The following is a 23,010-nucleotide window of genomic DNA, read 5'->3' as shown; positions in this document are numbered from 1 at the left end:
TCGACTATGCTTAAGGTAGTTAACCATCAAGGCTGATTATATGTCGCGCTACACAACACAAATTGTGGATTCCCTAACGACTGAGTGGTTCAGGGATCAGCCACTGTTGAACGTGATACTAGAAAACTGTTTCGATCAGGTATTTATTAAAGATCTCTCGTCAACCTTGATTTACGCAAATAGGAACCTAGCCCTACATTATGGGCTAAAAGAGGTTGACCAAATACTGGGCAAGAGTGATTTTGACTTTTACACTGCTGAACATGCAGAAGCGATGAGACAGGAAGAGTTGGACCTTATGCAGACTGGTGAGCCACTGCTTGCCAAACTCTATACTGAAACCTGGCCTAAGGGCGGTGAGACATTTAATCTTTGTTCAAAGTTACCCCTTAGGAACAGTGATGGAAAAATTGTCGGGTTGATTGGTTTTGGTCGAGACATCACCAAAGATAAGCGTCGTGAAAAGCTCATCTGGCAACACACAAACAATGATGCCCTGACTGGACTACCTAATCGTAATTACTTTGTGGGTTGTTTGAATTCATCTATTCACGAGGCTAATACTGGGCACCGCTACACACTACTTGCACTGGATATAGATCGGTTTAAATCGTTTAATGACAGTTACGGTCATGGTTGCGGCGATGCGATACTGATTCATGTTGCTGAATGCATTCATAATAATGTGTCTGACCATGACATAGTGGCGCGAGCCGGTAGTGATGAGTTCCTGTTGCTCATCGATAATCAAAAGAATAAAACCAACATAGTCGATTTAGCGATTAAAATTCGATCCAACATTCAAGCACCATTTTTCTATCAAAATCAGCAATACGATATCTCCTGCTGTATTGGTGCGGCTGAATTTCCATCAGATGCGCTTGATGCAACCGACCTGCTGAAGTTTACTGAGCAGGCGCTCTATCGAGCAAAACAGCTCGGAGACAATCAATTTGTTTTCTATTCACCTGAAATGACGACCGCTTCGATTAGGCGTCAAACACTGATCGCAGATCTAAAACAGGCGGTTGCAGACGAACAAATTGAGGTGATGTATCAGCCAATTATTAGTTGTGATACAGAGCAGCTATACAGTGTTGAAGCCTTAGCGCGGTGGCATCACCCCTACTATGGCCAGATTTCACCAGATGAGTTTATTCAAATTGCAGAAGAGATAGGTATTATTGCGCAGTTGGATGAGCGAGTTTTTCATAAGATGATTGAGGCCGCTCAGCAGTGGCAAACCGTTATCGACCCTTTGCCTGTTTTCTCTGTGAACGTCTCTGCACGAAGCCTTAATACAGGTGAAGATAGTAGTTCAGATATCATCAATCTCCTCTCTAACTTAAACCATGGAAAACTGCTCAAGTTACGGCTTGAATTGACGGAAGGCTCGCTCTTTCTTCCGTCTGAAAAGCTCAATGATTTAATGGGATACTGTTCACAAAATCAGATTGAGCTGGCGTTGGATGACTTCGGAACCGGTTACTCTGCCTTATCTTATCTACTGGACTTTAAAATTGATTATTTGAAAATCGATAAAGTATTCATCGACGGACTACCCGAAAACAGTCGAAACCTATCCGTCTGTAAAGCGATTATTCAGATGTCAAAATCGCTAGGAATCAAAGTGATCGCTGAGGGTGTGGAACAAGAGGAGCAACTGCTTGCTCTGAAAGAGCTGGGTTGCGATTACATTCAAGGCTACTATTTCAGCAAACCGTTAAGTTCGCAGGAGATGTTAGATCGCTACTCAGCTTAGAGAGTGCGATCTAACAAAGTATCTACTCAGTCTCTAAAAACTTAGCGACCATCTCTTTAATGTAACGACCGTTACATGGCTTAGTTAAAAACGCCTTTGCTTCTAACTGTTCTGCACGCTCCTGTATCTCAGGGGTGGCAAATGCACTCAGGAAAATCACAGGTATATTGCTGGTCATGGTGATTTTGTCGAGCAGATCAGCCAACTCTAATCCATTCATTCCCGGCATATTGACATCAAGTAGAATCAGATCGGGTTGGCGTTTGACCGCTAATGAAAGTCCCACTTCAGGGTCAACTGCACAGACCAATTTATAATCAGACTCCAAAGCATCACGGATCTGGGCAAGAGTAAACGAGTCATCGTCAATGCAAAGGATGGTTTTTTTAGACATATCTCAACTGCTTAATAAGAATGTTAAAAGTAAATTCAGTTTAGCAAGAAGTTGAAAGTAGACAAGAAAAAGTAGATAAAAATGGTGCCCCGGACCGGACTTGAACCGGTACAGCCTAACGGCCGGCAGATTTTAAGTCTGCTGTGTCTACCAATTCCACCACCAGGGCATTGATGATGTGTATCGTTTGATACATCCCTAAAGAGAGATCTTTAGGAAGAGAATATGGAGGCGAGCACCGGAGTCGAACCGGCCTAGTAATGATTTGCAATCATTTGCATCACCGCTCTGCCAACTCGCCATATTGGAGCGGGAAACGAGGCTCGAACTCGCGACCTCAACCTTGGCAAGGTTGCGCTCTACCAACTGAGCTATTCCCGCACTTGCTGAACAAGTGGCGCGTATTATAGACGCTTCACCCACCCTGTCAATCGCTAGATTGAAATTAGATCTGCTTAAAAAATAACCACTTACTCGACTTTAAGGCCTATCACTGATTAGGTTTAAGGTGTGGCCAAGCAGCACGCAGGTAGACAAACATAGACCATAGCGTTAGTAGCGCAGCAGCATAGAGAATACCGACCCCGATCCAGGCCAGAGTCGTTCCGGGCGCAGCACCAATCATGATAAAGATGGCTAGCATTTGAAGGGCTGTTTTAGCTTTACCAATCATAGAGACGGCAACCTGAGCGCGCTCCCCTATTTCAGCCATCCATTCACGCAATGCAGAGATCACGATTTCACGACCGACTATGATGATGGCTGGAATCGAGAGAATGGCAGGCCAATCAGAAAAGAGACGTCCATAGGTATCGACCAGTAAAATCAAAGCCGCAGCGACCATTAACTTATCGGCCACAGGGTCAAGGAATGCCCCAAAGCTGCTCTCTTGCTGCCATTTGCGAGCGAGATAACCATCCAACCAATCAGTAACGGCCGCTAAGGCAAAGATTCCTGCTGATATCCAACCGGCAAAAGGTGTCGGCCAGTAGTATGCAATGATGAAAAATGGAATTAAAACAATACGTAACAGAGTTAATACGTTGGGTAGATTCATGCAGAGAAGCACCTTTAGCTATCGGGGTGCAGAGCGAGATAGATCGTCTCTGCAAGACTATTACTAATACTAGAGACTTTTGCGATTTCTTCAACACTTGCTGACTCAACCGCTTTCGCACTTCCGAAATGTTTCAGTAGCTCTCTACGGCGTTTAGGGCCGACGCCATCAATGCCTTCGAGTAGTGACTGCTTTCTCGCTTTAGCACGACGCGCACGGTGACCCGTGATGGCAAATCGGTGGGATTCGTCACGGATGTGTTGCAACAAATGAAGCGCAAGAGAGTCAGACTGCAATATATTCTCGCTGCCTGTTTCGGCATCAATCAGAATTTCAAAGCCCGCTTTACGTGTTGGGCCTTTCGCGATACCAATTACCTTGATCCCTTGAATATTGAGCTCATTAAGCACCTCAACAGCCTGAGCTACCTGTCCTTTACCCCCGTCAATAACCAGGATATCAGGGAGTATTGCATCCGCACTGGTCGCCTTTTCAAAACGACGGTGCAAGGCTTGGTTCATGGCGGCGTAGTCATCACCCCCAGTAATACCTTCGATATTATATTTACGATAGTCACGTTTCAGCGGGCCATTGCGATCAAACACTACACAAGAGGCCACAGTAGCCTCTCCACTGGAGTGGCTGATGTCGAAACACTCAAGTCTTGAGGGGATCTCCTCCATGCCTAGCGCTGACTGAAGATCTAGGAATCGGTTATAGATATTTTGTTTATTGGCCAGCTGTGACTGTAAATTCTGTTCGGCATTTTGCTGAGCTAACTTAAGCCAACTGTTGCGATCAGAACGCACTTTACTAGTAATAGAGACTTTACGTTCGCGCATTTGACTAAGAGCTTCACTGAGAAGGTTAGACTCGGGCAGTTCAATCGCCGTAATAATAGACTCTGGTATCTCGCGCCCGCCAGCCAAGTAAAACTGAGCAATAAAAGCGCTTAAGACATGCTCTGCACTGTCTTCGATAGCAATTCGGGGATAATACACTTTGGAGCCAATAACTCGCCCCTGACGGACAAAAAGAACGTGTACGCAAACGCCGCCAGGTTGAACGGCTACGCCAAAGACATCCGCCTCACCTTTTTGACCGATAACGGTCTGCTGCTCTTGTACGTGCTGCAAGCGAGCCAATTGATCCCGAAGCTGAGCGGCTTTTTCGAACGCTAATTGACGAGAGGCAGCCTCCATTTCGGATGCGAGCTCACTCATCACTTTTGGGTTTTTACCCTGCAAAAAAAGCTTGGTATGACGCACGTCACGCTGGTAATCCGCATCGTCAACTAAACCCACACAGGGAGCGCTGCAGCGCTCTATTTGGTACTGCAGGCAGGGTCTAGAACGGTTACGGAAAAAACTGTCGTCACACTGACGTACTTTAAACAGCTTCTGTAGAAGATTCAGACTCTCTTTTACCGCGCCACCGCTAGGAAAAGGGCCAAATAGAGTGCCGTTGGGAGAACGTTTTCCGCGTTGATATCTAACGGCTGGAAATTCGTCTTTATCGGTGATCAATATGTAGGGGTAAGACTTATCATCACGCAACAATATGTTGTAAGGCGGTCGATACTGCTTAATTAAATTCTGCTCTAGCAGCAGTGCTTCTGTCTCAGAACCGGTTGACGTAATCTCAATGGATTGGATTTTGCTGACTAATGCTTGGGTCTTAATAGAGAGACCGGTCTCTCTGAAATAGCTTGAGACCCGGTTCTTTAAGTTCTTTGCTTTACCGACATACAACAGCTCACCAGAACTGTCGTACATCTGATAACAGCCAGCTTTGTTAGGGAGTGTTGCTAAGAAGGCTTTAGGATCAAACGTCGTCAATCAATTAATCCCTGGCACGGTTACGTTTCGATTCCATGTAGATGTAAGTGGCCTCTTTGTAGAGGTTGTTTAAATCATCGCGAGTATCGTCGGTGATCCCTGCACCGCGTGATAGTGACACCTCAAGGTAAGCACTGATTTGCGCATGATAGTAGAGACGATCATCATAGGCATCGGCACGTTTCATTTTGCTCAATGCAATTTGAGCACCGTTGATGAGTATGTAATTAATATCCGTATCAGAGAGACGTGGACTACGAGTGGTTTTCTCCATTCGTGCTTCCGCTTCAGCCTCTTGAGCTTGACGTTTCGTCATTAAAGCCATTCCCTGCTCCTTAACTCGCTCACTAAAATTGAGACTATAGAGTACCGTATTGGCCGCTAGAATGTTAATTTGAATTTAAAATTCAGCCAGCGTGTTTTATGAAAAAGATCGTCTACACAACAGAGCAGACAGTGAGTGAACTTGCCTGGTTAAGCCAAGCCCAAACACTGGTGGGTGAAAACCAGTTTAGACGTGACCCTCTCGCTATTAACGCTTCCTTGATTTCGAAGCTTAAACATCATCACAGGCTAGGTGTTCACTTTGAGGATCTATTCGAGCTTCATCTTAAAACATTTCCTCAAATTACTGATTTAAAAAGTCATATTCAAATAATTGAGAATAAGAAAACCTTAGGCGAAGCAGATTTTCTAGTCTGCAAAGATGGCGCTTGGCAGCATATAGAGGTCGCCATAAAATTTTATCTTCGTGTTGGGAGTAGCGGCCAGATGAGTGACTATTTAGGTCCTAGTCTGACGGACTCTCTGGATAGAAAAATCAAACATATAGAAAACAAGCAGTTAAAGCTTCTTGAGTCTGAGCCAGCAAAACGCACTCTGCAATCGTTAGGAGTCGATTCGGCGGTGGAGAGCTATGCACAAATATTTGGCTGGCTCTTCTACCATGTCAGCGATAACCAATCGAAGATACCGAATAACATTCACCCACAGCATCCTCGTGGCCGCTGGCTTTGCGTCAACGAATTGGAAGGCTTTTTAGATGAATACCCAGACTCAGTTCGTTTTTTAATACCATCGAGATCTGAGTGGTTGATCTCCCCTTCACATATCCATGACATCGAAGTGAGTAAAAGCAACCTGTTAAAGAGAGCAGAGTGTGTGATCGACCGACCACAACAACTGTTCGTGGTGTTGGGCGAAGGCCGTTCAAGACAGTTAGTGGAAAGGCTGTTTATTGTGCCAGAGGCCTGGGTAGATAAAGCAGAGTTGATGATCGATCAGACATAAAAAAACCGCCCATTGAGGCGGTTCTTTTATCAAGGTCGCTTATTCGCCAGCTTTCGCCGCATCTTTAGCAATAGCGCCTTTCAGAAGTTTAATGCCGACTACTGTCATAACAAGCATTGCACCGATGATCACTAGGCTTGGAGCTAGAGAAATCATGTTGTATTTATCGATTGAGCCCATCTGACTAAACCTCATTAATTTGTTTATTTAAGACGGTACGCATTTTATTGATCTAAATCAATTCCTGCAAGATATATACAACTATTTATCCATCGACTGCAGTCGCTTCAGCAGACTGCTGGTATCCCAACGATTGCCTCCCAGCGCCTGAACTTCCGAATAGAATTGATCCACAATCGCTGTCACAGGAAGGCGTGCGCCATTGCTGCGCGCTTCATTAAGGACAATACCTAAGTCTTTACGCATCCAATCAACAGCGAAACCGTAGTCATACTTTTCATCGATCATTGTTTGGTGACGATTAACCATCTGCCAAGAACCGGCTGCCCCGTGCTGTATAACATCAATAACGGCGGCAACATCAAGGCCACTCTTCTGGCCGAAGTGGATCGCTTCAGCTAACCCCTGCACCAAACCTGCAATACAGATCTGGTTCATCATCTTAGCCAACTGCCCTGCTCCAGCATCACCAAACAAGCTTTGTGATTTAGCATAAGCATCAATAACTGGTTCAACCTGTTTGTAGACCTCTGAATCACCACCACACATCACACTAAGCACGCCATTTTCAGCGCCCGCCTGTCCGCCAGACACAGGAGCATCAATGAATCCCAATCCCTGTTCACGGCAGACCGTATTGAGTGTTCTAGCCGCTTCAGCGGATGCCGTGGTGTGATCAACAAGAATTGCACCAGTCTTCATGCCTTTAATGGCACCCTCGTCGCCCGTTGTAACCTGGTATAGGTCATCATCATTACCGACACACACAAATACAATGTCACAGCCTTCAGCGGCTGCTTGTGGGGTTTTAGCTGCTTTACCTGCGTATTCGCTGACCCAGGCTTCTGCTTTAGCAAAGGTTCGGTTGTATACAGTGACTTCATGTCCCGCCTTAGTAAGATGCCCTGCCATTGGGTAACCCATTGTACCTAAGCCAATAAAAGCAACGTTTGCCATGATATGATCCTTATTCTCTATTTGATTCGTATTAATAACTATGAGCTTACACACTATTAAGTCCTATACGCTAGGAATGTTTTTATCGATTTGTTCGATCACTTCACAGGCCGCGCAACTTCCACCGCTGGATTTCAAAACCCTAGAGGGTGACCCTATCACGCTTGATGCGTACCAAGGTGAAGTACGCTTGATTAACTTCTGGGCAACCTGGTGCCCGCCCTGCATTCGTGAGATGCCTGCATTAGGGCGTTTAGAGGAGGCTGTTGAAGGTCACGCGCGAGTGGTAGCTATCAATGTAGGTGATATGAGTGATCAGGTGGAGGCCTTCGTATTGGAGAACTTTGATGGCGCAGAACCCGAAATCTGGCTGGATGAGCCGGGAGCGGCCTTTATGACTCTGCGTCTTGAGGGGTTACCGATGACATTGGTTCTCGATAAAGAGGGCGAAGTGATTGATAAAGTGATCGGTGAGCGCGAATGGGACAGTGAATCGGTCGTCAACTATCTGAAAGAGCTGGCTGCTGAATAGCAACCAGCCACTCTTCGAATCAGCTTAGTTTTGCAAGTCTGGCAACAATGGCTAAAACCATCTGAGCCGAATTCTCTGATGCCGTTTCAATGAATTGATCAAAACTGACATTGGACTCCTGCCCTGCAATATCCGACAGTGCTCGAATGACTAGGAACGGAACCTCAAAGCGGTAACAGGTCTGTGCAATGGCAGCCGCTTCCATCTCTGCAGCTTTCATCGTAGGAAAGTTAGCTCTAACCTTCTCAACATGCTCTGGATCGCTCATAAAGGCATCACCGGTCGCGATTAAACCACGCTGACATGCGGTGTTTTCAAACTGAGCAATAGACTCTTCAGCCACCTTAAGTAGCAGTTCATCCGCTAAGTAAGCGGCAGGCATTCTAGCCATTTGACCGATCTCGTAGCCAAATACCGTAAGGTCAACATCGTGGTGACGAACCTCATCAGAGATCACCACATCCCCTACTTTCAACGTTGGATCAAAGCCACCAGCAGAACCTGTATTAATCACACAGCTTGGTTTAAAGTGATCTAATAGCAAGGTGGTACCCACTGCAGCATTGACCTTACCGATGCCCGATTTAAGCAGTACCACATCAACACCGTCGATCTGCCCTGAGTAGAAAGTAAAGCCTGCGATTTCACTTACTTGTAACGATTGAATGCTGTTTTTTAGGCGTTCAATCTCCTGATCCATGGCACCAATCAGTGCGATGACTGGTTTATTTTTAAGTGCGCTCTCTAAACTGGACGAAGTGTTGTTGTCAGCTTGAATCTTGGAATTGATATCGTCAGGACGGCTCATCAGGAACTCTTTTAAGGTAAATCTAAATTTGATTGAATTCTAACACGATTTATTAAGACTTATTCAGCCCTAATTGCCGGTAGAGCTGTTCTATTTCAGCAGGTAGTTCTGAGTGTATAGACAGCTTTTCACCCGTTACTGGGTGGGTGAAATGAATGGTTCTAGCCAACAGCACCAAACGATGCAGATCAAAATGTTCACGGAACATTCTATTATGACGCCCCTCTCCGTATTTAGTATCCCCAATAATGGGATGAAGAAGGTGCTTCATGTGGCGGCGAATTTGGTGTTTACGGCCCGTATGTGGGAAGCAGGCTACACGGCTGTAGCGAGATGTTGAGTAGCGCCCAACCGGAATATCCAGCTCGGTTTGCCCGATGACTTTAAAGTCGGTTACCGCCTCTTTGGCCTCTTTATCCTGGCTTGCTAATGGATCTGCAAATTTATCGTATTTGGGCACCAATGCATGATCAATTCTGCCCTGTGGTTCACTACACCACCCTCTTACAAGGCACTCGTACTCTTTTTTAACGCCTCTGGCCTGAAACTGCTCTTGCATTGTTTTCGATGACTCAAGCTCTTTACCAACCAACATAACCCCACTAGTTGCCCTATCAAGTCGGTGGATAGTATGCAGCTTTTCAGCATTAAAGTGCTCTTTCAGCAGGCCCATTAAGGTGGGTTCATCAGGCTTTGTAATCCAACTCGGATGAACCAATAAACCCGAGGGTTTATCTACTGCTATAAGATAGTCATCTTCGAAGAGTATAGAGAGTTGCATGTCGGTTTCCTTGTGTTGCCGCCATGATACCTATTCGTGAAAAAAACCACAGTGGGAGTTTCTAAATATATTTTTGTTGCGGTGCACAAAAAGGTTTGACAGTTAGCAAAAACCACAATATATTGACCCTATGGTGCAGTGCACAATAAATTAAATTAGGAGTATGACTCATGATGAACGAACTAAAAGATAGCATGAAGCCAATGATGGCGATGGCTGAGATCAACAAGAAGACTGCTGAAGCCCTAATTGGTCTTCAATCATCTTATGTAACAGAGGTTGTTAACGCATCTCTTTCACAGATGAAATCTCTAACTGAAGTTAAAGATCCAAAAGCAGCTCTAGAACTTCAAGTTAAATACTTGAAAGAAGCTGAAGCTAAAATGACTGAAGTTGCTGAGAAAGAGATCGCAGCACTTGCAGCCGCTAAAGCTGAATTGACTGAACTGATGGAACAGAGTGTAGAAGATTACGCTTCAGCTCCAATGTTCGAAGAACTAAAAAAGTTCATGTCTGCTAAAGCATAATTAGCACTAGAACATCACTGCACTTTGCATCGCAGATTGCAGTCATTTTGAAAAAGAGAGCTTCGGCTCTCTTTTTTTTGTTTTGACGGCGCCTTTAAGCCCCCCTTCCACTCTTCCAGACTAAGCGTCTAGCCCTTCACTTGATATTCGATCTGAGCACTTGATGAAGGAGGTGCAGAACCTCATCGCCATCCGATGTTTTTTCCATGATCTCAGCAGCCCCCATTGTCTTTGCAATACTCAGGTAGTGTTCTGAAGCGCGGGTGCCTGAGATCTGGATGATAGGAACAGAGGGATCAAGACTGTGTATCTCTTTAAATACCTCAAAGCCGTTCATGTCTGGCATATTCACATCGCAGAGAATCACATCTGGATTAAAGGCTTTGAAGTCCTCAATGGCCTTTAGCGCTGACTCTTGTGTTCGCACATCGAAATCATTTTCAAGTAAGACTTCAAATCGAGCCAGCGTAATGGGATCATCATCGATCACCAAGACTCGACGGCGACGAGCGGTCTCATACTCGCTTTTATTGAGGGCATGTATGAGGTGGCCATGATAAGCTATCACTTTTTGCAGTGCTGCTATATCCAGTGGTTTTGCGAGCGCCGCGTTTGCCCCGCAGGCTATTAATCGGTCAGTCTCATCACCCACTACCGCTGCTGTGACACCAATAATGGGGCAATCAAAACCGCGCTCTCTGATCCCACTGGTGACGCCATAACCGTCCAGATTGGGCATAAAGATATCCGTAATGACGAGATCGAAAGACTGGTTGTCAGCAATTTCGAGTGCCTCGCGCCCATCAGTTGCCACTAGCACCGTTGCCCCCTTATTCTGGAGCTGTTTGACCGTTGTCATGCGCAGGACGGGTGAGTCCTCGGCATAGAGAACGGTGAGTCCGTCAAGCAGGTTCATCTGAGCGATCTGTTTCGCCTCTTGTTCGGCTTTTTCAAGTTCCAAACTGGTCTTGTTGAAGACAGCGGTCAGTGTAAAGATCGCTCCTTGAGGCTCGTTATCACGATAGGTCAGGTCACCGTTGAGGATATTCTGGGCATAAGTTCGGCTAATGTGCAGTCCCAGCCCGGTTCCTTCGGCTTCGGTATCACCGCGCTCGAAAGCTTCAAATATCTGTTCTTGCTGCTCTGCGGGGATACCTCTGCCGTTATCTGCAAACTCCAGCGTGAAACGAATAGACTCTCCTAGATCTTCAGCCTCAATACCAATTCGCATCTCGGTGGCATGCGCATGAAGCGCTGCATTCTTCACGATATTGAGGGCAATTTGGCGGAGTAATTGTTCGCGGACAACGCAGTGTGCGTTACTTTGCTCACTTGCTTCTACGTAGACGCTCAATCCTTGCTCAACTAGCAATCGCCCAAGTAAGGGTAAAGAGCGCTGTATCATCGCAGGCACAGACCCCTTCAATTCAGGTGACTCAAGTACACGCTCAGGTTGAGTGACTATTCGCATATCATCCAAAACACGCAGTAGATGCTCAGCAGTCTCCGCTATTACTCCTCCATGAGGTTCTAACTCTGAAATTCTTTGATCTTCAATCAGCATTTTTAGTGCAGATGCGGGCGTTCTCAGCTCATGACCGATGATTGCAAATAGCTGATCCTGCTTAGCAAGTTCAGAACGAAGTCGGTCTCCGGTTTCACGGAGCTCAAGCTCTCCTTGCTTTTCAATTGTTATATCGCGCCTAACAATTAGTCGATACCGTGTATTGCCACGGCTATAACTTTGACTAATTAAAATTTTCAGCCACCGCGTCTCTGTCCGACTAGAGTCGGTGTAGAGCTCGTATACCCACCTCTCGCCACCAACAGCATCTGATTTGATCGCTCGAATAATTTGGTCAGCAAGGGCAGTATCGACGAGCGATCGTCTAATCTTCTCTTCGAAAGTCCCTTCGATCGCCGTAGCGCTAGTACCTCGGAGGTATTGCACACTCATATCGTCGACAGCTACTTCTAGGATGTCAGTCTCATCCATCGCTAGCGCCGCATCTTGAAGAAGAGCTGACCGTACAAGCTTTGATTGTTTTTCCTCATTCTCAATATAATTGCGATGAGTAAAGCTAATAATAAAGTACGCTCCGCCCATTAAGACTAAATTAGAGAACAACAGCCGAGCGTAGAGAGTAGTGTCGAAGTCTTGGTGAATAACAGGTGGAATTGCAAAAAGTGCTAAATAGGCAAACGAAATAAACAGACCTAAGCGATTAGCCAGCAGTATTATTGGAAGCAGTGAAAAAACGATTGAAACAGCAAGTGTTGTCGTGCCATTCATCCAAACCGTAATGACACCTAGTGGGAAACAAACCAAACTTAGTGCAATCGTTAGAGCGTAACGAGCATTAGGACGAACTAAGCCAACTAGCCCTATGGCAATCCAAGCTAAAACGAATACCCAACCTCCGATCTTGGCGTTTACTGGAGCCACAGAGACTATAATCATCCCCAGAATCCCCATCAGGGTTATACCTGCAAAAACCCCTTTCCCATAGGCTGACTCAACCAATCTGATTTTGGGCTTGGCATTGTTTTCTATGGATTCAAAAATATCCGCCGACGGTTTTTGATTACTCAATTTTAGCCTTTACAGTCATTCTAGATTTCATATCGTTTCAGTATAGACAACTTTGATCGTTTTACAGGTTTAATGAACCAAAAGCGGTGCACGAACTCGTGCATATCGCTCTATAGAGTTTTGTTGGCTCTGCAAAGCCGATTGATAAGCTAATAGACGCAGTGAGCTTCGTTTTATGGCTCTGGTTGAGTAGTTACCTTTATCACTAAGAATAGCGATCTCTTGAATCATGGCTTGTTGCAGATCCTTAGCGTCCATCATCAGTGTTTCCAGTTCTAAGCTAGCTAAGTAATTTGATTCGTTTTGTGAAAGTTGCATACCAATTCCCTTCTTATTGTTGGTGCGATTGATTAGATAAAGCAAATGGCGTGCCAACTTTTGCAAAATAAAAAACCCGGCAAAAGCCGGGTTTTCAATTCAAACATCAATTAAGCATGTTTCTTCCAATGGTAGTGGTAGTAGACCACCGGAATCACGACTAAGGTCAGTATGGTTGACACCATCAAACCGAAGATCAACGATACCGCTAGGCCACCAAAGATTGGATCGTCGATGATGAAGAAACCACCCATCATTGCAGCTACTGCCGTTAGTGCAATCGGTAACGAACGAACTGCAGCCGCATTAATCGTCGCTTCTTGGAAGTTCATACCCTCCCTCACCTGCTGCTGAATAAAGTCCACCAGCAGTATCGAGTTACGGACAATGATACCAGCGAGTGCGATCATGCCGATCATAGAGGGCGCTGTGAACTGCTGCCCAAGTATCGCGTGGCCCGGCATGATACCGATAATCGTCAATGGAATTGGTGCCATGATGATTAATGGAATACCGTACGAACGGAACTGAGCGACAACCAGTAGATAGATCATGATCAGACCGACTGAGTAGGCAATGCCCATATCACGGAAGGTTTCAAACGTGATCTGCCATTCGCCATCCCACTTCAAGCTCCACTCATACGGGTCTGAGGGTTCTGAGAAGAAGAAACGATCAATTGGGTTGCCGCTTGGTACGACCTCATCCAGCTTCGATTCAATCTCAAATAGACCATAAAGCGGGCTGTCAGTAGCACCTGCTACGTCACCCGTAACATAAACAACAGGCAGTAGATCCTTGTGATACACACTCTGTTCTACTTGTGTATCGATACGCTGAGTGACATCCGCTAAAGAGACCAAGGTACCTTTATTCGAACGAACCTGAATAGACTCAATCTTAGCGATATTGGCTTTATCTTGTTCACCCAGTTGTAGTGTTAGTGGCACGGGAACACGTGAGTGGTCATCATGCAGGTATCCCAGGCTTTCACCGCGGATCGCACTGTTTAGTGCCGCAACAATGGTCGCATCTGCTACACCAAAGTGCGCGGCACGAACGCGATCAATCGTGAAGATCTCTTTAGTCTGTTGGGCTTCAATGCTGTCATCGACATCGACTACCCCTTCGGTAGACTCAAATTGCGCGCGAACTTGTTTGGCTAGGTCAATTTGACCCTGCTTATCCAGACCATAGATCTCTGCCACTAGAGGTGCCATAACCGGAGGCCCTGGCGGCATCTCAACGACCTTCACGTTGGCGTTGAATTGCTTAGCCGTGTCGGCAAGCAGAGCGCGTGCTTCAAGTGCTATTTCGTGACTCTTACGATCACGCAACGCCTTATCACTTAGGTTGACTTGAATGTCACCCATATGAGGTGCCGAACGTAAGTAGTACTGTCGAACCAAGCCATTAAAGTTAATTGGCGAAGCAGAACCCGAGTAGATTTGGAAATCTTTCAGCTCAGGAAGTGCCTGTAGATCATCTGCCAACTCAGTCAAGACACGTTGAGTCTGCTCTAGAGAGGTTCCCTCTGGCATATCAACAATGACTTGGAATTCACTCTTGTTATCGAACGGTAGCATTTTCAGAATAACCGATTGATTAACCACCAAGTAAACGGAACCACCGATCATCGCCAGTATCGAAACCAGTAGAAGGTAACGATTCAATGCTCCTTTTCCTTGACGCAGCATCGGCGTGAGTAGTTTCACGAATAGACCTTTGAAGCGCGCTTCAGAGTGGCTATTCTCCGCTGAATGAGCTGATTCAACATGACGTCTAAACAGCTTTAAAAAGAGCCAAGGGGTCAAAATGAACGCGACAGCCAATGAGATCAACATGCCAGTTGAGGCGTTGATCGGAATCGGCAACATGTATGGGCCCATCAAGCCGCTGACAAAAGCCATGGGCAGTAGCGCTGCAATGACAGTGAAGGTTGCTAATATTGTTGGACCACCCACTTCGTCTACTGCTAGAGGAATCGCTTCACGAAGTGATTTAACACCCATCGACATATGACGGTGTATGTTCTCTACAACGACAATGGCATCGTCAACCAAAATACCGATCGAGAAGATCAACGCAAATAGCGACACTCGGTTAAGGGTAAAGCCCCAAGCCCATGAGGCAAAGAGTGTAATAGCCAAGGTGACGATAACGGCAATGCCCACTACAATGGCTTCACGAACACCCAGTGCTAACAGCACGAGGACGATGACAGACAGCGTAGCGAAAATCAGCTTTTTGATCAGGGTTTGCGCCTTATCATCAGCCGTCTCACCATAGTTACGGGTAATCGTAGTCTCGATGTTATCCGGAACATAGATACCCTGAATCGCTTCAAATCGATCGATCAATGCATCAGCGACTTCAACCGCGTTCTCACCCGGTTTCTTTGCCACGGCAATGGTGATCGCAGGGGTCACTACAGTCTGGTCTGCTGCAGCCTGCCCGGTACCAAAAGAGACGTATTGATTCGGTTGTTCTGGAGCATCGTAAATATTAGCAATGTCTCGAAGGTAAACCGGTGCGCCATTTCGAACGGTGATCACTAGGTTTTTAACCTCTGAGACATCCTGAAGTAGTTGTCCTGCTTGAACTCGAATGGCGCTGTTCGCTTTGACACGATCACCAGTATCTGCAGTCACATTGGCGTATTGCAACTTAGCGCGAACATCATCCAAAGTAACCGAGAGCGCCGCCATTTTGACCGGATCGAAGTCGATCTGAATGGCACGGTTAGCACCGCCAATCACAGTGATGTCACGGGTTCCTTCAACTCGCTGAAGCTCTGACTGAATTGTATGAGCGACGTTCAATAGATCGGCACTGCTAACTGATTCATCATGACTCCATAAGGTCGCAGCTAGAACCGGTACATCATCAATGCCCTTTGGTTTGATGACCGGTTCACCAATACCCATATTTGGCGGGAAGATATCTCTGTTCGAGTAGAAGGCGTTATAGAGACGGACAATCGCATCAGTTCTTGGCTCGCCGACTTCAAAACGAACCGTCAACAGCGCCATGCCTGGGCTGGAAACAGAGTAGATATTTTTGACGCCACTGATCTCTGAAACCACCTGCTCTGCAGATGTGGTGATAAGCGACTCTACTTCAGCAACACTTGCGCCTGGAAAAGGAATCATCACGTTGGCAAAGGTGACGTTGATCTGTGGTTCCTCCTCACGCGGTGTCACCAGCGCGGCAAAAAGACCTAGCAGAAGACCCACGATCGCCAGTAGCGGGGTAATTTCAGTCGTTAAAAAACTCTTGGCAATTCGACCCGATATGCCCAGTGTTTGAGTGTCATTACTCTGCACGGTTCGCCTCCTTATAAATTGAGGCCGCTTTAATAGGATCAAGTGCTACGGTTTCGCCTTCTGCGAGACCAGAGATAATTTCTACCTGTTCACCAGCAGTTTGACCGGTTCTGATGTATCTAAATTGGAGAGCTGAGTCGCCTGAAGCCACATAAACACCTTCCACTTCACCACGAGTCGCTATAGATGACTTAGGCAGAGTCAGCACAGGCTCTTCATCAATGGTAAATTGAACACGTGCTAACTCACCTGGAAGCGGCATTTGAGCAGGGTCACCCGCTGGTAACGTTAGAAGCAGTGTAAAGGTATGACTTAGTGGATCGGCTGTCGGAATTAAGCGTTGATCGACAGGTTCTACAACCTGATCACCCAACACAACATTAACAAACTGACTCTGTTTGGCATCGACCAGGTTGGCTTGCGGGATTTGAACTCGAACACGTAATCTATCCAGTGCAATCCCCTCTATCAATGGTGTACCTGGTTGTACCGTCTCCCCTTCAGAAACTAGCTTGTTAACCACTACACCTGAATAGGGCGCGATTACCTCAGTGTAATCAAAACGAGCACGGGCATTAGAAACCTGAGCTTTTGCTGCATCAAGTCTTGCTTTGGCTGCATCACGTTGTTGGCGAGCGCTGTCTACAGGCGCGATCGCGACCAATTTGCGTTCAAACAGTGCGGTTAAACGATCCAATTGACGAGTGGCTTCATCGAAAGCGGTTTGTGCTTCATTGAGAGAAGCTCTAGCAGCATCCAACCCTGCGCGCTGTTCACTCTGTGTTAGGCGAGCTATCACACTGCCCTGCTCAACAAAATCGCCATAATCAAAAGGTAATTCTAGAATACGACCAGAAGTTTGTGCGGCAACAATAGCTCGATTAACAGCTTCCACAGTACCGTCGAATTCGACCTTGATCGGTTGCTGAATAATTTTGGTCTCAGTAAACGTTAGCTCTTGGGCTGAAGCCAGTTGCGTTAGTGAAATGGATGTCACTAGGGTGCACGCGGTCACTGCTAGGTTAACGGCCTTTCTGATCTGCATATCAAACACTCTATTCGTTTATAAGGGTTAAGTTCCGCTAATAATATATTAGGCAAAACTAATATAAAAGATTTTTTAATATTTTCTGTACTTTCTGAATGCCCTGCTACACTGAATGAAATTCAATCTATTAATAGAGATTATGAAAGTACTGATTGCCGACGACGATAAAGTCTTAAGAATGCTGATGGAGCGCCAACTTGAGGGTTGGGGCTTTGAAGTAATGACCGCGCAGGATGGTGAAGAGGCATTTGAAATTCTGACAACACAAAAAGAACCGCCACGTATGCTCGTTCTTGATTGGGAGATGCCCAATCTGGATGGCATAGAGCTTTGTCGTAAAATAAGAGCCCTTGAGAGTAATGACCCACCCTACATTGTGTTGGTCACTGCACACTCCGATCAAGAGCACTTGGCAACTGCACTGCAAGCCGGAGCTAACGACTACATCAGCAAACCCACTAAAACCGTTGAGTTACGCGCTCGACTCGGCGTTGGTTTAAGAACCTTAGAGCTGCAAAATCGACTCAATATTGCCAATGAGATGCTCGCCTACAAGGCAGAGCATGATGAGTTAACCGGTTTGCAAAATCGCGCCTCTCTGATCGAGCATCTTGATAATGAGATTGAACGAACTAAACGTACCGGTGAGCCCTTAGCCCTGGCCATTTGCGATATCGACTTTTTTAAACGGGTCAACGATACCTATGGACACCCTGTTGGCGACAGAGTGCTTAAAGAGTTTGCTGATCGAATGAAAGAGACATTTAGACCCTATGATCTAGTGTCACGATACGGCGGTGAAGAGTTTGTTGTCTGCTGTACGGCGCTTGAATCAGATCCTAAAGCGATTTTCGAGCGATTCAGAGAGGTGATTGAATCAACGCCCTTCTTAGAGAGCGATCTTTCTTTAGGAGTAACCGTCAGTGTCGGAATTGCGACCTTTGATGGCATCAGCACAATGACAACAAAAGAGATCATGCTGGGGCTGATCAGCGATAGTGACAAAGCACTTTACGCAGCCAAACACTCAGGCCGAAATCAGGTCGTGATGTATGATTCTGTAATACACTCTGACTCTGAAAAATCTGAAGAAGCCCTTACCGATGGCCAGATTTGCTAAACAGTGCATCCCCCATCTGATCAATCGTCATTTTTGCTTTGTTCATGGTGACCTCTACACAGATCTCTTTTGATGCCATGCTGTCAGCACGAATAAACGGCTGTTCCAACCATTGGCCATCAATCTCCTTGGAGATCATGCCACCCACACCATAGCCGCCATCCACTTTTCTCGGTTTGACTGAAACCTTGAACCCTTTGTATTCAAACTCCGAAGCCACCGGCTCTTCAACAGGGTCTGAACGGAGAAGTTTTTTTATAAACTCAATCACTTGGATACCTCTACAGGGGTGACGACCCCCTCAAATTGGATTAAACGTTTAGATAACTCAGAGAGAGCCTCTCTGTCTCGTCCTGTGGTCAGTATCTCTAATTTACCCGCTTGATTGGAGAGAGAGAGTAATTTCTGTTCAGTTAAACGACGTTTAACTTCGAGCGCGATCGATTCCGATGTGTCGATCACCTTAACTGGATGACTGAACAACTCGCTGATCTCTTTCTCAACAAATCCATAATGCGTACATCCAAGCGCTAAGGTATCAATATCGGCTGCTTCAAACTGATCAATATAAGTGGTTAGTAGTGTGCTGAGTTGTTGATTGGTGGTGTTTGGGTTTTCAATTAATTCGACCAATCCAGGGCAGCCAAGTGCTGTAATCGACTCGGCTTGCTGTTTAAGCTGGGAGACCAATCGTTGGAACTTCTGACTCTCTACCGTGTATTGAGTTGCCAGAACGCCAACGCGTTTTGACTGACTCATCTTAATGGCAGGCTTTAGTCCGGGTTCAACACCAATGATCGGTAAGGAGAATAGCTCTCTGCACTCGTGAACAGCAGCAGCGGTTGCTGTATTACACGCGATCACAATCGCCTTGGCGCCCTTCTCAATGAGGTAAGAGACGATCTGAACCACCCTCTCACGGATCACTGCATCGCTCTTATCACCATAGGGTGCAAAGGCACTGTCAGCGATATACAGGTAGGACTCATTGGGTAGGTTGTTAAGGCAGGCGGATAAGATACTTAACCCGCCCACTCCTGAATCAAAGACTCCAATCGGAGCGTGTTCATATGGATTCATTAATCGTCAAATACAGATCTAAAGTTTCGAATAAGTTTAACGCAGAATGATATGAGATGGTCAGAATAATTATTTTTGTGCAATGCACAAAAAAGTGTTGATTATTTTTTAGTCAATGTCTAATATGGCGTCAAATGTTGCAGTGCAACAAACTTTTTAGATAGAAACTTAAAGACCTCGGAGGTCACCATGTACAACGAAATGATGAACCAGTTCAAAGCACAGATGGCTCCTTTAACTAAAGCAGCTGAAATCAACAAACAAACTGCTGAAAAACTATTCGGCATGCAGCAAACTGTTGCTACAGAGATGCTAAACCGTGGTCTTGAGCATGTTAAAGCATTGACTGAATCAAAAGAGCCAAAAGCTGCTCTAGAACTTCAGGTTGCTTTCTTTAAAGAGATGGAAGCAAAACTAAACACTGTTGCTGAAGAAGAGATCTCTGCTCTAATGGCTGCAAAAGCTGAACTCACTGAAATCTTCGAAAAGTCTACACAAGAGATGACAGAAGAAGCGATGGCTCAGTTCTCTAAGTTCGACCTAGCGAAATTCGATCTAGCACAGTTCGACCTTTCTAAATTCGACATGAAAAACTTTGATCTTTCAAACTTCATGCCTTCAGTTGAAGCGGCTAAACCAGCTGCAAAAACAACTCGTAAAGCGGCTGCTCCAAAAGCAACTGCTTAATCGATCAGTCGATACAAAAAAGCCGCTTGAGATACCTCAAGCGGCTTTTTTAGTTTTAGAGATTAGCTTGTTAAATTAGCTAAGCTGAGCTTTTGCCCACTCAACCACCACTGCTTCACCCTCATCCAAGTGAGGCTCGAGTTCGGACAAGCTTTCAACTAGTGCGGAAACAGTCGGTCTAACGATGTTGAGATGACCTACCTTACGACCAGGACGGATCTCTTTACCATACCAGTGCACATGAGCGCCCTGTACCGCCAGCCACTCTGCTTTCCAGTCTCGTCCAAGCAAGTTATACATCATAGAGACACCACGAAACTCAGGGGTGATCAATGGTAAACCAGCAAGCGCTCTTAAGTGCAATTCAAACTGACTGACAGTAGCACCCTCTTGGCTCCAGTGTCCGGAGTTATGGACACGTGGCGCTAACTCATTAACCAATAATTCACCATCGACAACAAAACACTCCATCGCCATGACGCCGATGTAGTCAAAGTCATCCATGATCGATCCCAGCCAACCTTCAGCACTTGCTTGCATCGCAGGGTCATTATCTAACCCAGGAATACTCGCACGCAAAATGCCGTCTTGATGCCAGTTACGCGTCAATGGGTAGAAGACCTTCTCACCCTGTGCATTTCGTGCGCCAACTAACGACACCTCATGTGAGAACGGGATCATCGCTTCAGCGATGGCAATGCCATCCCATTCAGCAAGAATCTCATCACCCTGCTTCCAGCGCCATTGACCACGCCCATCGTAACCACCCATACGAGCCTTTACGACGGCACGCTCACCCAGAGAGGATAGCGACTCGGCAATGGATGCATCGGCACTGTTTAAATCAACCCAAGGGGCCGTTGGGACATTAAGGCGATCTAAGGTCGATTTCTGACGAAAACGATCAATGACCTGATATAGAGCCGCATCGTTGCGAAAGTTTGGGTGGGATTTAAGCTGATTACCGACAGGGTTCTCAGGCCAGTGCTCAATCTCTACCGAGATAACGTCGTCGTCATTCAACTCGACCAGTTGATCACCTATCGGGTGAATAGGTTGTACTTCAAGCTGCAGGGGTGCACCTGCTTGCTGAAGCATTTGACCTAGTTGACCATTACCGGCAATGACAATACGTGGCAACTGCATGCTTAACCTCGTGGATCTGGATTATCTAGAACCGTTTGGCTCTGTTCATTACGCCAATTTTGCAGACGAACGGCGAGCTCTGCATCGGTTGTTGCTAGCATCTGAGAGGCCAGTAGCGCGGCATTAAATGCACCTGCTCCACCGATAGCCAGGGTTCCAACAGGAATACCACGTGGCATCTGAACAATGGATAGAAGACTGTCTTGGCCGCTCAATGCCTTGCTCTGCACAGGCACACCCAGCACAGGCACAATGGTTTTAGCAGCAATCATACCTGGGAGGTGAGCCGCACCACCAGCACCGGCAATAATAACTTTGATGCCATTGTCGGCAGCTTGTTCAGCAAAGCGGAACATCTTATCTGGGGTGCGATGTGCCGATACCACTTCAGCGGTGTACTCGACACCCAGTACATCTAGCATCTTGGCGGCTTCTTCCATGGTTGGCCAGTCTGATTTAGACCCCATAACTATTGCAACGGTGGCGCTCATTCATTTCTCCATATCGAGTTTGATCTCGAAAAATAGGCAGTCGGTATCGACAAAAAAATAAGCGTGAAATTATAGCAAGAAAGAGTCAGCCAGACCTACCCTTTTAAACCAGTGCTGACTGAAAGTTGAAGATCAACACCAGTATTACAAGGCTAACAGGAATACTGGTAATGGTAAGAGCGGCAATACGATCGACAGGACCGCCATATCGAACCGTTAGAACATAACTCATCACAGCAACCGGCATCGACATCTGAATAAGCAGTGAGAGCGCTGCAGTGGTATCGATAGTAATTAGGGATACAACCAGCCAGGCAATCAAAAAACCCGACAAGGGTCGGTAGATGGATAAACCTGCAATGATGCCAACCTGACGGGCACCCCCTATCTTTAAACGGGCTAATGAGCGGCCTAACAACATGACCATAATCGGTATGGCTATACCGGAGATAGAATCTAAAGCACGACTGATAGGCACAGGAATCGTCAAATCCATCGATACCACGATTGCACCTGACAAGAGTGCTAACAGAGGCATATTGGTGACCAGTGAGCGCCAATTGTATTGGCCTGACATGGCGGTGGTTCCTAATGTCCAGTGACTAAGCGTCACAGTTGTTGAAATGATGACCGCAGATGCCAGAGCCTCAGGCCCCAACAGTGCAAAGACCAGTGGAATACCTAAATTGCCCGTATTGGGGTTGACCAGTGTCGAGAGATAGAAGCGCGGTGAGGTGTTAAGCAGCTTGCAAAAAATGGCTATCAGAGTAGCACCGACCGCTAAGCAGAGAGCGGTCACTCCCATCAAATACCCCATCTCTGTGACGGGAACTTTCATCTGAGTCACCGAGGTAAACACCAGAGCGGGCAAGGCGATCTGGCTGGAGAGCATAGCCAAACCAGGGTGTTCTAGGTAGTCCGTTTTTCGTGCCAGAAGGAAACCAAGTGCGGCAATCAAAAAAACCGGAGTAATAGCAGAGATAAAAGCTGTAAACATGGAGTCACTATCTTAATGTTGGATGATGATTATACAGTTGTCTGCAAATAGATAGGCAACTATCATTGAGCGATTCTT

Annotated in this window: 22 protein-coding genes, 3 tRNA genes and 1 pseudogene; 6 read left to right on the top strand and 20 right to left on the bottom strand. The window is 46.2% G+C overall.

The window, feature by feature from the left end; genetic code table 11:
* The first annotated feature begins 40 nt into the window (after positions 1-40).
* Positions 41-1,762, top strand: a complete 1,722-nt coding sequence (locus tag XMA152_RS01295) for a GGDEF domain-containing phosphodiesterase (RefSeq protein WP_173482488.1) — start codon at positions 41-43, stop codon at positions 1,760-1,762.
* Between the two features lie 22 nt (positions 1,763-1,784).
* Here XMA152_RS01295 and XMA152_RS01290 read toward each other — a convergent pair whose 3' ends face one another.
* The 7 genes from XMA152_RS01290 to XMA152_RS01260 form a co-directional block, all read right to left on the bottom strand.
* Entirely contained in the window at positions 1,785-2,156 is a 372-nt protein-coding gene (locus XMA152_RS01290) for a response regulator (protein ID WP_173480927.1), read from the bottom strand.
* A gap of 82 nt (positions 2,157-2,238) precedes the next feature.
* Positions 2,239-2,325 (bottom strand) — tRNA-Leu (locus XMA152_RS01285).
* A gap of 57 nt (positions 2,326-2,382) precedes the next feature.
* A tRNA-Cys gene (locus tag XMA152_RS01280) sits at positions 2,383-2,457 on the bottom strand.
* A gap of 4 nt (positions 2,458-2,461) precedes the next feature.
* Positions 2,462-2,537 (bottom strand) — tRNA-Gly (locus tag XMA152_RS01275).
* Between the two features lie 109 nt (positions 2,538-2,646).
* A complete protein-coding gene (pgsA, locus tag XMA152_RS01270; RefSeq protein ID WP_173480926.1) occupies positions 2,647-3,213 on the bottom strand; it encodes a CDP-diacylglycerol--glycerol-3-phosphate 3-phosphatidyltransferase in 567 nt (188 codons plus the stop codon).
* Between the two features lie 14 nt (positions 3,214-3,227).
* On the bottom strand, positions 3,228-5,051 hold the full coding sequence (uvrC, locus tag XMA152_RS01265) for an excinuclease ABC subunit UvrC (RefSeq protein WP_173482487.1): 1,824 nt from the start codon (positions 5,049-5,051) through the stop codon (positions 3,228-3,230).
* Positions 5,052-5,055: 4 nt separating this feature from the next.
* Entirely contained in the window at positions 5,056-5,376 is a 321-nt protein-coding gene (locus XMA152_RS01260) for a high mobility group family protein (RefSeq protein WP_254443754.1), read from the bottom strand.
* A gap of 98 nt (positions 5,377-5,474) precedes the next feature.
* On the opposite strand from XMA152_RS01260, the gene XMA152_RS01255 reads away from it, so the two are divergent.
* Positions 5,475-6,341 (top strand): DUF1853 family protein, encoded by an 867-nt coding sequence (locus XMA152_RS01255; protein WP_173482486.1) that lies wholly within the window; start codon positions 5,475-5,477, stop codon positions 6,339-6,341.
* Between the two features lie 39 nt (positions 6,342-6,380).
* On the opposite strand, the gene XMA152_RS01250 is transcribed toward XMA152_RS01255, so the two are convergent.
* Together XMA152_RS01250 and XMA152_RS01245 are read right to left on the bottom strand one after the other, a co-directional pair.
* Entirely contained in the window at positions 6,381-6,521 is a 141-nt protein-coding gene (locus XMA152_RS01250; RefSeq protein WP_173480923.1) for a hypothetical protein, read from the bottom strand.
* Positions 6,522-6,602: 81 nt separating this feature from the next.
* Positions 6,603-7,478, bottom strand: a complete 876-nt coding sequence (locus XMA152_RS01245; protein ID WP_173482485.1) for an NAD(P)-dependent oxidoreductase — start codon at positions 7,476-7,478, stop codon at positions 6,603-6,605.
* Between the two features lie 76 nt (positions 7,479-7,554).
* On the opposite strand from XMA152_RS01245, the gene XMA152_RS01240 reads away from it, so the two are divergent.
* Positions 7,555-8,010: a TlpA disulfide reductase family protein gene (locus XMA152_RS01240; protein WP_173482484.1), complete on the top strand. Its 456-nt coding sequence runs from the start codon at positions 7,555-7,557 to the stop codon at positions 8,008-8,010.
* Positions 8,011-8,029: 19 nt separating this feature from the next.
* On the opposite strand, the gene mtnN is transcribed toward XMA152_RS01240, so the two are convergent.
* Together mtnN and XMA152_RS01230 are read right to left on the bottom strand one after the other, a co-directional pair.
* Positions 8,030-8,818 (bottom strand): 5'-methylthioadenosine/S-adenosylhomocysteine nucleosidase, encoded by a 789-nt coding sequence (gene mtnN / locus XMA152_RS01235; RefSeq protein ID WP_173482483.1) that lies wholly within the window; start codon positions 8,816-8,818, stop codon positions 8,030-8,032.
* A 52-nt stretch (positions 8,819-8,870) separates the two neighbouring features.
* A pseudogene (locus tag XMA152_RS01230) lies at positions 8,871-9,602 on the bottom strand (RluA family pseudouridine synthase); the annotation flags it as partial.
* A gap of 167 nt (positions 9,603-9,769) precedes the next feature.
* Here XMA152_RS01230 and XMA152_RS01225 point away from each other — a divergent pair.
* Positions 9,770-10,126: a phasin family protein gene (locus XMA152_RS01225; protein WP_173482481.1), complete on the top strand. Its 357-nt coding sequence runs from the start codon at positions 9,770-9,772 to the stop codon at positions 10,124-10,126.
* 136 nt (positions 10,127-10,262) lie between these two features.
* Here the strand turns inward: XMA152_RS01225 and XMA152_RS01220 are convergent, their stop codons facing one another.
* The 4 genes from XMA152_RS01220 to XMA152_RS01205 all read right to left on the bottom strand — a co-directional run bounded on the left by XMA152_RS01220 (position 10,263) and on the right by XMA152_RS01205 (position 17,408).
* On the bottom strand, positions 10,263-12,587 hold the full coding sequence (locus XMA152_RS01220; RefSeq protein ID WP_173482480.1) for a response regulator: 2,325 nt from the start codon (positions 12,585-12,587) through the stop codon (positions 10,263-10,265).
* 201 nt (positions 12,588-12,788) lie between these two features.
* On the bottom strand, positions 12,789-13,037 hold the full coding sequence (locus XMA152_RS01215; protein WP_173482479.1) for a hypothetical protein: 249 nt from the start codon (positions 13,035-13,037) through the stop codon (positions 12,789-12,791).
* Between the two features lie 110 nt (positions 13,038-13,147).
* Positions 13,148-16,363, bottom strand: coding sequence for an efflux RND transporter permease subunit (locus XMA152_RS01210; protein ID WP_173482478.1), 3,216 nt, complete (start codon positions 16,361-16,363; stop codon positions 13,148-13,150).
* The gene (locus XMA152_RS01205) at positions 16,353-17,408 is read right to left on the bottom strand and encodes an efflux RND transporter periplasmic adaptor subunit (protein ID WP_173482477.1); all 1,056 of its coding nucleotides are present in this window, start codon (positions 17,406-17,408) and stop codon (positions 16,353-16,355) included. The genes XMA152_RS01210 and XMA152_RS01205 overlap by 11 nt, the downstream gene beginning before the upstream one ends.
* A gap of 142 nt (positions 17,409-17,550) precedes the next feature.
* Here XMA152_RS01205 and XMA152_RS01200 point away from each other — a divergent pair, with 142 nt between their 5' ends.
* Entirely contained in the window at positions 17,551-18,531 is a 981-nt protein-coding gene (locus tag XMA152_RS01200) for a diguanylate cyclase (protein ID WP_173482476.1), read from the top strand.
* On the opposite strand, the gene XMA152_RS01195 is transcribed toward XMA152_RS01200, so the two are convergent.
* Positions 18,509-18,802 carry an HlyU family transcriptional regulator gene (locus XMA152_RS01195; RefSeq protein ID WP_173480911.1) on the bottom strand — a complete coding sequence of 98 codons (294 nt, stop codon included), beginning with the start codon at positions 18,800-18,802 and terminating at the stop codon, positions 18,509-18,511. The genes XMA152_RS01200 and XMA152_RS01195 overlap by 23 nt on opposite strands.
* Positions 18,799-19,611, bottom strand: a complete 813-nt coding sequence (gene murI, locus XMA152_RS01190; RefSeq protein ID WP_173482475.1) for a glutamate racemase — start codon at positions 19,609-19,611, stop codon at positions 18,799-18,801. Before murI ends, XMA152_RS01195 begins: the two co-directional genes overlap by 4 nt.
* A gap of 189 nt (positions 19,612-19,800) precedes the next feature.
* On the opposite strand from murI, the gene XMA152_RS01185 reads away from it, so the two are divergent.
* Positions 19,801-20,298: a phasin family protein gene (locus XMA152_RS01185; RefSeq protein ID WP_173482474.1), complete on the top strand. Its 498-nt coding sequence runs from the start codon at positions 19,801-19,803 to the stop codon at positions 20,296-20,298.
* Between the two features lie 75 nt (positions 20,299-20,373).
* Here XMA152_RS01185 and purK read toward each other — a convergent pair whose 3' ends face one another.
* From purK to XMA152_RS01170, 3 genes are all read right to left on the bottom strand, one after another.
* A complete protein-coding gene (gene purK / locus XMA152_RS01180) occupies positions 20,374-21,444 on the bottom strand; it encodes a 5-(carboxyamino)imidazole ribonucleotide synthase (RefSeq protein WP_217363975.1) in 1,071 nt (356 codons plus the stop codon).
* A 2-nt stretch (positions 21,445-21,446) separates the two neighbouring features.
* Positions 21,447-21,935: a 5-(carboxyamino)imidazole ribonucleotide mutase gene (gene purE / locus XMA152_RS01175; protein WP_173482473.1), complete on the bottom strand. Its 489-nt coding sequence runs from the start codon at positions 21,933-21,935 to the stop codon at positions 21,447-21,449.
* Positions 21,936-22,038: 103 nt separating this feature from the next.
* Positions 22,039-22,932: an AEC family transporter gene (locus tag XMA152_RS01170; protein ID WP_173482472.1), complete on the bottom strand. Its 894-nt coding sequence runs from the start codon at positions 22,930-22,932 to the stop codon at positions 22,039-22,041.
* Positions 22,933-23,010: the final 78 nt, after the last annotated feature.

This window comes from Marinobacterium sp. xm-a-152 (assembly GCF_013282965.1).
In the GTDB taxonomy this organism is placed as follows: domain Bacteria; phylum Pseudomonadota; class Gammaproteobacteria; order Pseudomonadales; family Balneatricaceae; genus Marinobacterium_E.
Note: the sequence above shows the minus strand (reverse complement) of the source record. Positions and strands in the feature narration are given on the sequence as shown.